We start from the raw sequence: 12,490 nt of genomic DNA, 5'->3' as shown, positions 1-12,490 counted from the left end.
GTCGAGACCCACCACGACTATCTCCGTGAGGAACTGCCCGCGCTTGAGACCCTCGTGGCGAAGGTGAACCGGGTCCACGGGGAGACCCACCCCGAGCTGGCGGCGGTCGAATCGACGTTCCCCGACCTCGCGGCGGAGATGCACGAGCACACCGAAGAAGAGAAAGACGAGTTGTTCCCTGTCGTTGGGAAACTTGATCGCTCGGAGTCGCTTTCCGACGACGAAGCAGCCCGGCTCCGCGAAGCGATCCGGGGCTTCGAGGACGACCTCGCCGGAACGGCCGACCGCCTCGACCGGATCGCCGAGCTGACCGGCGGCTACGCCGTTCCCGAAGACGCCTGTGCGAGCTACCGGAGCATCAAGCGATTCATAGCAGCGACAACATCGAAGAATTTGCTCCTTCGGTTCTTTTAGTTCGCATTCGCCCGTCTGCTGTACTCGATTTGGCGGGTCGATCTCTTAGTCTAGGTCGAGTTGACGGGTAAGTACGGGCATTCCCCGATCGTGACTGCGGATACTACGCTCACATTGTTGAAGAAGGAGACTGGGATCGGGTAGTCACGGTCCAAGACGACAGAGGTAGAGTGGTGGTGAGCGGCAGCACTGGCCTGATTTCTTTAAATACACAAATCGAGTTGGGTTCCTAACTTGAAGCGGTGTCCTGACCCGAGTGTGTCGAGTTCGGCGGTTCAGCTGATATCGTGCATCCTGGCGGTGCTATAGTCCTGTAGTTCATCTTCTGGGGACAAATTTAGTATAGCTATATGCAGTTTATATTATTTCCTTCTCAAGATCCCGGTATCTGTCTTGTTATGGGTTTCTGCGTGAGAAAACAACACAAGACAAATTATTAGTACTGCGACTGAAATACGATACATACGAAATTCCGGCGGCTCAGAGTACCCAGTAGGGACAGCACACTGCCCACCCACTCAGACCAATGACCGAAGTTCGCTATTCAACGATGGACTTGGCCGATTGCAAATCATTCTATCGTGAGGCCGTTGTGCCGGCGATGAAAGAGGATGGCTTCAATCCAACAGCTGAAACCCCCACATACGCATGGCTGAACCGACAGTTTCCGGGATTCGTCAAGCACCTCCAGCGCCGGTTTGACCTATCTCCGGGGCAGTTCTACGACGAAATTGGGGTGCCGGAAGCACCGATTGAATCGGGGTCATTCGAGTTCCTGGCTGACAATACACAGCGAGCCGTAGAGGAATACCTCGCTGAACTTTCGACTCGACGAGGGCGCGCTGATGCGACAATCGAGACACGTCGGTCGATTTTGCGACGCTACACGAAAGTATATACCAATATCCACGATACAAAAGATCTGCTCGCACCGCTGGAGAATCCCGATGAACGTGTTGCAGAAATGGATAGGGTTGCAGCGACGTTTGACGCACTTGACCAACTGGATGAGGCTCTGACGACGCTCGCATCACGCCGTAAATACGTTCAGGACACACGGCAGTTCTACAAGCACCTGGTGATGTTCGGCACTGCGGCGTACAACCCGCTCGCTGACCTCGAAATCCGGTTTGGGTGGGATACGACTCCATCATGGGATAACCAAGCACTCGATAGAGACGCTGTCCAGCGCCTATATACAGCGGCGTCTGAGTTACGCGACCGATTCATTGTGGTTGCATGTTGCGGATGGGGGCTGCGGCCGAGTGAAGTCGCATCGCTCCACATCCGACAGCTCAATCTCGATCCGGACGATGACTCCCATCCGTACATAGAGTTCGGTGATGGCGAGCGGAAAAACGGCCCCGGGACGGTGGCTCTGCTGGCCGGTCTGGAGACCGTAGAGCGACGTATAGAGGCGCTTGCTGATCCAGAGTGGTCTGGATATCTTCTGCCCTCTCCATCCGCGGCTAGTGGTCATTTAACTGCTGAAACCGTCCGTCGTCGGTTCAAGTCAGTGGCTGAGGCCGCAGACATCACCGTTGATGGCGCCACGCCGACGCCGAAAACGGGTCGTCGATTCTGGTATACCACATACGGTGCTGCTGTCAGACGAGTTGCGGATCGGTTCGAAGATGTTGCGGCTGAGCAGGGTTCGGCATCCGCACAGGTCGTCCTTGATAACTATCTTTCCGAGTCTGAGGCCCGATCTCACCGGCGGGCTGAGATGCACGAGACACTCGCAGGGTTATTCACTGAGTAACCGCTCGCGGGAACGCAACAGTTGTGTGGAAGCGGAAAGGTACCTTCCGTAGCTATACCATATAGCTATACCGTCTGACTAATCTTTATATCTGTGCGGCGAATCCGATATAGTATGCTGACCTACACCGTGTACAGCGAGGCCGGCGGTGTCGGCAAGACAACGATGGCGGCGAACCTCGCTGTCGCCGACGCTCGCGCTGGTCACGACGTACTGGCAATAGATATGGATCCACAGGAGGGGAGCCTTTCATTCCTGTTCGATGTCGCGGACCGCCGAACGGACTCAGAGGCCGACAGTTTAGTTCGACACCTCGTCGAACGGCCACGGGGGCCGTTCGCTGATCTCATTGAAAGTTCCGAGGGCGTCGACGTCCTCCCTGCACACAACTCCCTGGAGGTCCTCTCAAAACATCTGCGGCGGCGCGAAGAAGAGGCAGCGGATTTCGGCGAAAACTGGAACCCGAACGTCCAACTGCTTCGTGTGCTAAAAGACGCGGGCGTTCCGTCCGAGTATGATACTGTCATCATCGACCCGCCTGCGACTGCGGATGTGAAACTGTACAACGCGTTGCACGCCACGCGGAATCTGGTCATCCCGTTCGAACCGAGCGGGAAGGGCCAGCAGTCTGTCGAGGGCCTTGCAGACCTCGTTACTGGACTCGAAGACACGTTAGATATCAACGTGGGCGTGCTAGCTGCTGTGCCGAATCGATTCAAAGGTACGAACGATCAGGAAGAGATGCTCAAACGGCTCCGGGCTGAGTCGTATGACATTCCGGTCGTGTTCCGCGAGCGGACGTCCCTGCTTGAGGGATGTTGGCGAAAACAGTGTTCGGCGTTCAAATACATCGAAGAACACCGGAGCCGGGAACGTGACTATGAAATCGAAACGTTAGAGCAGTTCGAAAAGCTGGCTGCACGCCTCCGACAGACCCGAGAGCAGGAGGCAACAGCATGAAATCCGGCTCAGGTGACGATCCGTTCGCAGAGGCGGACACAGATACAGAGCCGGAAGCGGATGACCAGCAGGATGAGGTGCCAGCTACCGAAACCGAATCTCCTGCCGTCGAAACTACGACCCAGCCAGACATCCCATACAAATTCCGGCGTGATTCAGTCAAGCAAGACCGCAAGCAACGGCCGATTTTTATTCGGCCTGAGGTCGAGGAGCGGGAGTCCACCTTCCTCCGGAATCTAGAAGATGCAGTCGGCGAGGATGTATACAAGACTGACGCGCTGGAGGCTGCCCTTGTCGTCGCTATGGACAATCCGGACCTTGTCGCGGAAAAGCTCCGCGAGTGGGGGTACGACTGGGAGCAGTCAGCCCCCTCTCGCTAATGTCTTATCGGTTCTTCTATACTGAGTAGAACTACGACCGCTCTTTGCCCTCTACAGGTGACCTGTTTGCTGTACTTGACTCTATCTCTGCGTGGGCAAACTATCGCACAGGGCCAGCACTAGTAGCTGCATCTACTGGCTATTCTTCCCCGCTGACTTATCCGAACTTCTTTGCTAGCTACAATTTCTAGCTATACTACTTAGATATGCTGTATAGCTGTTCCAACTGGATACATTACTTGACTATAAAAGGTAGCTATATTTAATAGATATGGTGTCGGATTAGCCTTCATAGCTGGTGTGGCGAGCTGGGACGGACTATCTCTATCTGTGCTACGCTGACTGCTCAGGCAGTCGCCGCTGATCAGTCGTGAGACAGATTATCACTCCTCAGACAGACAAGAGCAGAGTATCGGTAGCGAATAAGACTTACCTATAAATTAAGCGACACTATGTACCAAGTCTCTACGCCTCCCGACCGAACACCGCTCTCTGGCCGACTGCGTGTCTAACAGTGATTGGTGGCTCTATATGAAGGTTCGAACAGCGCCCAGAATATCTGCTGGCTGCTGCGGTTCAAAGCTCTCCTGATACTCGATGTCCGACTTTGCCAACCGAGCTATTCCGTCTAACCCGATGGTGTGATGGATGGGTGAAGCCACACCAGTAACTGCTTTCGTCCAGAAGTTCTGGCACAACAACCTGCGTTTATACGAATTCCCTTGCACGAAGGACCGCACAGCAGCTCGGCCGGACTGTGCCGCATGTATCATTCCGAAGCCCGTCAGGCGGTTTGCCAATCCGATGGCGTCACCCGCGATATGCACTGTGCAGTCGTTGAGCTCGTACGAACAGTGTGAGAGACTCCGCAACCCGTTTGAGACATCAGTGCCGCCGTACAGGGCCTCACGCTCTGGGGGCTCGATATCGATTTCTGCAAGCAACTGTCGCATATCTTCGTACAGCTCGGCAGGGGGCTTGTCCTCTCGACAGCCGAGGCCGACAGTTGCCTCCTCCGGTGACTGTGGCACGATCCAGAGGAAGTAATTCTCGTACGCAAGTGCTCTTGGCTCAGGATACAGATGGGAGAAGTCAGCCTCTATCCTCCCGCTCAGCGTCGGACACGCTACGTCATACGACAGGGACGTAAACCGGCGTGAGATCGGGAACTGACCAGTGGCATCAATCAGTAAATCCGACTCCGCAGATAGCCTCCGAAACTCTGCTTCGTCGACTTCTGCGTTCTCTACAATCTCTGTCCGTTCGAGCGTGCCTGCCCAGTGTTTCTCTAACTCTCCTCTGTTCAAAATAACGCCATCAGGAACAGTTACAGCTGTTTTCCCACTGGAACCGACAAATATCCCGGTATTAGCCTCTCTAACGTACCCTGGCACATGTCGATCTAGAGGGAGCCGCGAGTAGTCCCAGACCATCTCCCCCCAAGCCCCTCTTCGATCACCGCTGTATGCGCCCTTATCGTAGAGCTGTACGTCCGACGTAACCCCTTCAGCCAGTTGCGCTGCTGCCAGCCCTGCGAATCCCCCTCCGACGATAGAAATCCTCATACCGTACCCTTTGACGGTAACCATTTCAAATATACCCTATTGCTCGCCTGTGTTTGACGCGGCTCTGCGGTGGCTGTTCCAACCGAAGGAAAGTACCCATGTCACTGCTCTGTGGCTGGCAGGCAGACACCTGTAGCGCGTTCTCTGAGGAAAAGCGTATGAGATAGATCGAAAGAACATTCGAGCGGGCGAAACTGGTCGTAGCTTTTGCAGCCCCGCTCACAAACGTTACAGGTCACTGACTCAGTTGCCGCTGCCACCGATCAGACCACGACAACACGGTCGGTTTGCCAGCACCCTCGGAACTCACCGACGGACTGCACTGACAGACCGAACTCGTAGGTGGTTGTCCGTCCATCCGGTCCCGTAATCGTCACCCGCTGCTCAGCGTAGTTCTCGTCTTGCTCGATGGGGCCTCGCACGGCCTCCTCGAAGTCGATCATCGGGCGGTACTGCGGTGACTGGACCATGGCTATGAACCGGTCGAGGGGACCAGTCGAGCGGCGGTTAGCCGGGGAGGCGAAATTGTACGCCGTCATGATCCCCGCGTTGTCACATGGCTCGTCGTTCGTTTCCAGCGCATCGAGTTGGAGGGCAACAGCATCGCTGGGGCCGTATGTCTCGCTGGGTGTCGGGAGGCCGACCACCGGGTACTCGCGTTCAGACATTGTAGAGGCAAGCGCGTATCTGTAACAGGTGCTGCATCAGCATGAATGGCAGGTCCGAGCAGCCATTGGCAGGATACCGACGGGAGTTTGTGCCCCCGAAAGCTAGAACTGGCAACTGCGAACATGGCCCCACTCAGGGACGCACTTATCGAAACCATGCTGCTCGACGAGGAGCAGTTTCGCCGGCGGCTTCCGGACCTTGTCGAAACACACCAGCTCCGGACTGTCGGTCCGGACCACGCCGAGGACTCGCCGGCAGACATCATTCGGTCCCTCGATGGGTTCGAGACTAGCTCTGTGACGTCTTTCGAGCGAGAATACATCGCGAAAATGGTTCGACTCGGGACGGGTCCTCTTGGGCTGACGCTCACTGGCCCGGCGTATCAGGACAATCCAGTCCGATATGCGACACAGACGTTCCAGGAGATGACCGGGTACTCGCTGGCAACGCTTCGCGGCGAGAACCTTCGATTGCTGCAGGGACCAGCGACGGATCCCGAGGCGGTCGCAACGCTTCAGGAGGGGGTCGACATCTGGGAACGGCGAACCGTCGAACTATGGAACTATCGCGCGGACGGCACACGCTTCAGAAACCGGGTGACGATAGTGCCACTCAGTGGTCCCGACGGCTCTATCACGAACTGGCTCGGTGTGCAGAAAGCCATTGACACAGCAGATGGCTCATTGCTGGTGGCACAATCGGCCGATACGTCCTAGGCCGGGACTCGGTTAGCTTGCAGTAAAGAGTATATATGCCAGTGTCGCCGCCATCCCGACAGCAACCAGCACTGCCCATCCAGTCAGCCGGATACGCTGTCCGTACTCGCTCAAACCGCCGTCTTCGGTTCCGAGTATCGTGACGAGCCGACTCGGATGCCTGAACGGACGTGGCGGCTTCGGGTTCGGGAGTCGCCGCCGGAGCTGCTGGTACTCGGTGAACGACCAGACGGCGTACAGACACAGTGAGAGGATCATTCCGATCCAGAAGCAGACCCCTGCGATCATCGGGAGGCCGACCGGACCCAGAAGGTCCACCTGCACCTCCTGTGGCGGCCCTCCAAATTCACCGGGGGTGTTGAGAAGGCCGAACACCAGCGTGACCATCGAGAGCCAGAACCCGACGAAGCAGGCCCCGAGAAGCTGTTTCGATAGCCGGTGGAGAGCCTTGCCGTGGCGGACAACCCATGACTCGCGAGGCGCTGGCTGGCTCTCACTCGCCGGACGTAGCTCCTGTTGACCCGGGTTCTTGGCTCCCAGTCCGGACAGCACGCCGATGGCAGCGAGAACGCCGCCTGCAGCGATGGCTCGCAGTGGGAACGGCGTCCGCTCTCGAATGAGGAACGCGCCGTCTGGATCGGCCGGTGACACGTACGCGCGGGTGGTTGTACCCGGCTCGTATGAGTCGACCACCGACTCCGCCCTCGATCGGTCGGAGTACGTCCGTACGCCCGTACTCGGGAACACCTGCTCGCTGGTGTATGTCTCGCCCTGATACTGGTACGTGTAGTGAATCTCCGGCTCGTAGTCGATTCCTCGTCCGCCGTCCATTCGATCGACACGAGCGTCGGTGATGGTCGCCTGGACGGCTACAGCGTTGCCGACCGCCTGTGACTGCTGGACGTAGTCGTACCCGCCGAACCCGAGAAGGCCGGTGGCAAGGAGCAACAGAAGCGCACTCCTCTGTGAGAGGTGGAGGGTCGTGATTCCGACCGGGACCTTCATTTCAGTACACAGTATCGTGTTGCCCTCGTATGAGAGTCACGCTCGAAACAAAACGCTTCGTGGCTCGGTCGCACTTTATCTGGGACAACTGAACCCGCACGTCACCGGTCGGCTACCTTTCCATCGCGTCGGTCACGTTCCCTGGCTTCCGGGTCACGCTCTGCTGGGTTGCCGTGTCCGCCGCCGCCGGGTGTTCTGACGGAGATGGTCGACCCGGCCTCGACATCAACGGACGCCTTCGCGGGCACTGGCTCGCCGTCGACAAGATTCTCTCCTGTCGCGCCGTCTTTGCCGCCGTCGATTCCATCGGGGGCCGTTCGTCGGCGCTCAGTCAGCAGTGACACGGTTGCGTCGGTCTCGACGGTGACCGTGCGTTCGAGGCCCAGTCCGCCACGGTATCGGCCGTCGCCGCCACTCGACGGACGCAGCGCGTACCGCTCGACCCGGAGCGGATACTCGGTCTCCATCGCTTCGACAGGCGTGTTGAGCGTGTTCGTCATACCGACCTGCACGCCGTCCATCCCGTCCTTTTCGGGCCGGGCACCGAACCCGCCGCCGATCGTCTCGTAATACGTGAAATCGCCGGTTCGGTCGCCGATGATGAGGTTGTTCATCGTCCCCTGTCCACCGGCGGGAACCCTGTCGGGGACGGCCGTGGCGAGCGCCGCCAGCGTGACATCCATGACGCGCTGGCTCGTCTCGACGTTGCCGCCGACGACCGCTGCTGGCGCGTCCGGGTTGAGCACTGACCCTTCTGGTGCGGACACGGACACCGGCTCGTAACAGCCGTGGTTCGGGGGAATCTCCGGGTCGGTTATGGCCCGGACGACGAAGTAGACCGCACTCTTTGCGACCGAGAGTGGCGCGTTCAGGTTGCCCGCCACCTGCTCGGCAGTCCCGGCGAAGTCGACGGAAATCGAGGCCTCATCGATCGTGACGGCCACCTCGACCGGGATGTCATCGTCGGTCACGCCGTCGCCTTCGAGGATATCCTGCGCTCGATACGTCCCGTCCGGGAGCGCGTCGAGTTCCGCCTCGACCCGCTCTCGGGAGTACTCGATGACGGCATCGAACGCATCAAGCAGGATCGACCCGTGTTCTTCGAGAAGTTCACCGATGCGCTCCTCGGCTCGTTCGTTCGCAGCGCGCTGAGCACGGAGGTCCGCCTCGCGCTCGTCAGGCGTTCGGACGTTGGCACGGATGAGGTCGTGAACCGCCGCGTTGGGTTCGCCGCCGTCGACGAGTCGGACGGCAGGCAGGCGGAGCCCTTCCTCGTAAATCTCCTGTGCGCCCGGCGGCATGCTCCCCGGCGAACTCCCGCCAACGTCGGCGTGATGGGCTCGCGAGACGGCATACCCAATCACTTCGTCGTTGGGTGCTATCGTCGAGACGAGCGTGATATCCGGCAGGTGTGTCCCGCCGGCGAACGGGTCGTTAACGATGAACACGTCACCCGGCTTCGGGTCCTTCTGGAGGACAACATCCACCGCATCGGGCATTGCGCCGAGATGTACCGGGATGTGTTCCGCCTGTGCGACCATCCGACCCGACGCGTCGAAAAGCGCCGTCGAGCAGTCCTGGCGCTCCTTGATGTTCGGCGAGTACGCACCGCGGATGAGCACGTGACCCATCTCGGTTGCAACACTCTCAAGCTGGTTCCTGAGTATTTCCAGCGTTACAGGGTCGATTGCTTCCTGTTCGTCACTCGGTGTTGTGGCTTCGTCGTTCATGTGTCGCTCACCGCCGCAATCAGCGTCCCGTCATCGCGGACCCGGACGTTCCAGGCCGGCGGGACGACAATTGTACTCTCATCGCCCTCGATAATCGCGGGGCCGTCGATTCTATCCTGAGGTGGCAGTTGCGCCCGCCCGTAGACCGGCGTTTCGCGGACCTCGTCGGCGAACACCGCCTCTCGGGACCCCTTCTGTGGGTCGCCCTCGGCGGCGTACTCGACCGGCGGCGCGCTTCGTTCGACGGTCGTCGTCACGCGACAGTTCACCAGTTCGACCGACTCGTCCGCTCGATACCCGTACGCGGACGCGTGGGCTGTGCCGAACCGCTCGCGTGCGTCCGCGGTGTCGAACGGCCGGTCGACATCCACGGTCAGTTCGAAACTCTGGCCGGCGTACCGGAGGTCGGCGGAGTAACGCACTGTCGCCGCCTCGCGGTCGCTGACCTCGGCTAACAGTTCTTCGGCCAGCGCCTCGTAGACTGCATCGACATCGTCGGGGTCGACAGCGTCGAGCGAGCGCTGATACGTCCGTACGGCGTCGCGCTTCTCGTCGGCGGCGAGCAGGCCGTACGCTGATAGCACGCCGGAGGCGCGTGGAATCACCACCCGATCCATATCGAGGCTAGCTGCGATGGAGGCCGCGTGCATCGGCCCAGCACCTCCGAACGCAGCCAGCCCGAACTTCCGCGGGTCGTACCCGCGCTCGACGGTCACGGAGCGAATGGCTCTGGTCATGTTCGCATTGGCAACGCGATAGACGCCACGAGCGGCGTCGAGGGGACCGTCGAGGCCCGCTTCGTCGGCGAGGTCGGTAAGCGCGTCATGGGCGGCATCGGCATCGAGTGATAGTTCGCCACCCAGACTAGTGCTTTCGCCGATGTAGCCCAGCACGAGGTTCGCGTCGGTGACGGTCGGCTCAGTCCCGCCCTTCCCGTAGCAGGCGGGGCCGGGCTCGGCCCCAGCGGAACGTGGTCCAATCCGGAGTGCCCCCCCGGCGTCAACCCAGGCAATGGACCCGCCGCCGGCTCCGACTGTTTCGACGTCGACCATTGGCGTCTTGATCGGCCGCTCGTTGATGACGCCCTCCGTCGTCCGTTCCGCTTCGCCATCACGGACGAGACTCACGTCGCTAGAGGTCCCACCCATATCGAACGTGACCAGCCCGTCCTGTTCGTCGGCCGCCATCGAACCTGCCCCTACGACGCCGGCGGCAGGGCCCGAGAGAACAGTCGTCACAGCGTTCCGCCGGACGGTATCAGCGTCGGTGATGCCGCCGTTGGCCTGCATGATCCGTGGCTGTGGGACCCCGAGGTCCCGAGCACGGTCGGTGAGGTGACTGACGTAGTGGTCAATCGCCGGTCGTACGTACGCGTCGACGGCCGTCGTCGAGGTTCGTTCGTACTCGCGGAACTCGGCGAGGACTTCGTGTGAGGCTGAGACGGGCACGTCGAGCTCATCCCGCAGGATGTCTGCGACGCGCGTTTCGTTTTCGGGATGCGCGTACGCGTGCAGCAGTGAGACGGCAACGGACTCGACAGCCATCTCGCGCAACTGCTCGGCGATTGCCCGCACTTCGCTCTCGTCGACGGGCTGTTCGATACCGTCGGTGGTCGTTCGTTCGGCCACTTCGAAGCGTCGGCGTCTGGGAACCAGCGGTGTCGGCTTTTCGGCGGACAGGTCGTACAGCGACGGGCGATCCTGGCGGCCGATTTCCAGAACGTCTCGGAACCCGTCGGTCGTGACGAGCGCGGTCTTTGCGCCGTCCTCTTCGAGCAGCGCGTTGACCGAGACGGTCATCGCATGAGAGAACTCGCTTACGGTCTCAGGGTCGATTGCAGCCGCTTCGCAGGCCTTCTCGATCCCGGCGATGACGCCCTCGCTCTGGTCTTCGGTACTCGGGACTTTTGCGGTCACGAGTTCGCCGTCGAGCGACAGCGTCACGTCAGTGAAAGTGCCACCGACGTCGACACCGATCCGCCGGCCGCCCATCTACAGCACCCCCGCGACGCTGAGCAGCGTCCGAACCCCGAGCCACACGACGATGAGCGTCACAATCGCGCCGAGGGCGTTCGCTATCGACCCGTTCGTGTACTCGCCGAGGAGGTCCCGCTGGTTCATCGCGTATATCAAGAACACCGCGACAATGGGCAATAAAATCCCGTTAACAACCTGTGCGAACACGATAATCTGGACGGGACTGCCACCCAGCAACACCGAAAGCACCCCAACACTGAGGATGGTCCCCCAGACGGCGCGGAACTGTGTGCTCTGCATGTCTGAATCCCAGCCGAGTGCACCTGTGGTCGCCCACGCACCCGCAAGCGGCGCTGTCGTCGCGCTCGTGAATCCGGCGGCGAAGATGCCGATGCTGAAGAACAGTTCGGCGTACGGTCCCGCGATGGGTCGCAGTTGTTCGGCCATCTGACCGATATCGCTGATCTGGGTGCCGGGCTCGAATGCTGCGGCCGCGGTCACCATGATCGTAATCGTGATCACGCCGCCCGCAACGATTGACAGCACTGTGTCGATGCGCGAGTGACCGATATCGTCGGGACCGCTCCACCGCTCCTGGACGTTACTCGCGTGCAGGAACAGGTTGTACCCGACGATGGTTGTTCCGATGAGGCCGGTGATGAGATACAGCGACCCCGAGGGGATACCGGGGACGAACCCCATCGCAATCGCACCCGGGTCAGGACCAATAAGGATGGCCGATGCTACGAACGAGAACGCCATCACGGCGACCAGCCCGATGAGCGCTCGCTCGATCAGTTTGTAGCGCCCAGTGTAGAGCAGGAGTCCGGCCACGAGTCCCATCACGACTCCCCACACTGTCGAGTCGATACCTGTGATCGTCGCGAGCCCTGCGGCACCGCCGAGGATATTCCCGGCCTCGTAGGCGGCGGTTCCGACGCCGATGGCGCCGACAACGAGGAATATACTCACGTACTCGACGATTTGATTGTCGAACCGCTCTCGAAGTGCTTCGCCGAGCCCCTCCCCCGAGACAAGGCCCAGCCGCGCGCTCATTTCCTGGAGAACAATCGTTGCAGCGATTGAGAAGACCATTGTCCACAGGAGCGCGTAGCCAAACTCTGCCCCGGTGACGCTCGCAGTCGTGACCGTGCCTGGGCCGATGAACGCGGCGGCGACCATCGCTCCTGGGCCGACGGCTTTGAGTCGTTTTGTAATGCTCATGATTGTTAGTTTTGATAGCCACTGTCACGGTCCCGGCAGGTAAGCAAAAACATTGTTAAGACCTGTGTGTATCCGGAACATCGGTCGTA

General features: G+C 59.9%; 10 protein-coding genes and 2 pseudogenes. 6 read left to right on the top strand and 6 right to left on the bottom strand.

From position 1 onward, the window contains the following. Nucleotides 1-3 precede the first annotated feature (3 nt). From D3D01_RS24945 to D3D01_RS17820, 5 genes and pseudogenes are all read left to right on the top strand, one after another. Nucleotides 4-330: pseudogene (locus tag D3D01_RS24945) on the top strand (hemerythrin domain-containing protein); the annotation flags it as partial. A gap of 12 nt (nt 331-342) precedes the next feature. Beyond that, a pseudogene (locus D3D01_RS24940) lies at nt 343-558 on the top strand (transposase); the annotation flags it as partial. A 382-nt stretch (nt 559-940) separates the two neighbouring features. Beyond that, a complete protein-coding gene (locus tag D3D01_RS17830) occupies nt 941-2,176 on the top strand; it encodes a tyrosine-type recombinase/integrase (protein ID WP_121513167.1) in 1,236 nt (411 codons plus the stop codon). A 114-nt stretch (nt 2,177-2,290) separates the two neighbouring features. Beyond that, a complete protein-coding gene (locus tag D3D01_RS17825) occupies nt 2,291-3,136 on the top strand; it encodes a ParA family protein (RefSeq protein ID WP_101351613.1) in 846 nt (281 codons plus the stop codon). After that, nucleotides 3,133-3,516 carry a hypothetical protein gene (locus D3D01_RS17820; protein WP_101351612.1) on the top strand — a complete coding sequence of 128 codons (384 nt, stop codon included), beginning with the start codon at nt 3,133-3,135 and terminating at the stop codon, nt 3,514-3,516. Before D3D01_RS17825 ends, D3D01_RS17820 begins: the two co-directional genes overlap by 4 nt. A gap of 527 nt (nt 3,517-4,043) precedes the next feature. On the opposite strand, the gene D3D01_RS17815 is transcribed toward D3D01_RS17820, so the two are convergent. Both D3D01_RS17815 and D3D01_RS17810 read right to left on the bottom strand, forming a co-directional pair. Next, entirely contained in the window at nt 4,044-5,081 is a 1,038-nt protein-coding gene (locus tag D3D01_RS17815) for a hypothetical protein (RefSeq protein ID WP_233563459.1), read from the bottom strand. Between the two features lie 263 nt (nt 5,082-5,344). Continuing rightward, nucleotides 5,345-5,749, bottom strand: a complete 405-nt coding sequence (locus D3D01_RS17810) for a DUF4864 domain-containing protein (RefSeq protein ID WP_121513165.1) — start codon at nt 5,747-5,749, stop codon at nt 5,345-5,347. Between the two features lie 45 nt (nt 5,750-5,794). Here D3D01_RS17810 and D3D01_RS17805 point away from each other — a divergent pair, with 45 nt between their 5' ends. Next, nucleotides 5,795-6,466: a PAS domain-containing protein gene (locus tag D3D01_RS17805; protein WP_233563457.1), complete on the top strand. Its 672-nt coding sequence runs from the start codon at nt 5,795-5,797 to the stop codon at nt 6,464-6,466. 12 nt (nt 6,467-6,478) lie between these two features. Here the strand turns inward: D3D01_RS17805 and D3D01_RS17800 are convergent, their stop codons facing one another. The 4 genes from D3D01_RS17800 to D3D01_RS17785 all read right to left on the bottom strand — a co-directional run bounded on the left by D3D01_RS17800 (nt 6,479) and on the right by D3D01_RS17785 (nt 12,401). Beyond that, nucleotides 6,479-7,471, bottom strand: a complete 993-nt coding sequence (locus tag D3D01_RS17800) for a DUF3592 domain-containing protein (protein ID WP_101351608.1) — start codon at nt 7,469-7,471, stop codon at nt 6,479-6,481. Nucleotides 7,472-7,572: 101 nt separating this feature from the next. Beyond that, on the bottom strand, nt 7,573-9,201 hold the full coding sequence (locus D3D01_RS17795; protein ID WP_101351607.1) for a hydantoinase B/oxoprolinase family protein: 1,629 nt from the start codon (nt 9,199-9,201) through the stop codon (nt 7,573-7,575). Next, nucleotides 9,198-11,192, bottom strand: coding sequence for a hydantoinase/oxoprolinase family protein (locus D3D01_RS17790; RefSeq protein WP_121513164.1), 1,995 nt, complete (start codon nt 11,190-11,192; stop codon nt 9,198-9,200). The genes D3D01_RS17795 and D3D01_RS17790 overlap by 4 nt, the downstream gene beginning before the upstream one ends. Beyond that, on the bottom strand, nt 11,193-12,401 hold the full coding sequence (locus tag D3D01_RS17785) for an Nramp family divalent metal transporter (RefSeq protein ID WP_101351605.1): 1,209 nt from the start codon (nt 12,399-12,401) through the stop codon (nt 11,193-11,195). Nucleotides 12,402-12,490 lie beyond the last annotated feature (89 nt).

The organism is Haloarcula sp. Atlit-7R (assembly GCF_003666065.1).
Lineage (GTDB): Archaea > Halobacteriota > Halobacteria > Halobacteriales > Haloarculaceae > Haloarcula > Haloarcula taiwanensis.
The sequence above is the reverse complement of the archived record's forward strand: the minus strand, read 5'-3'. Positions and strand labels throughout refer to the sequence as shown.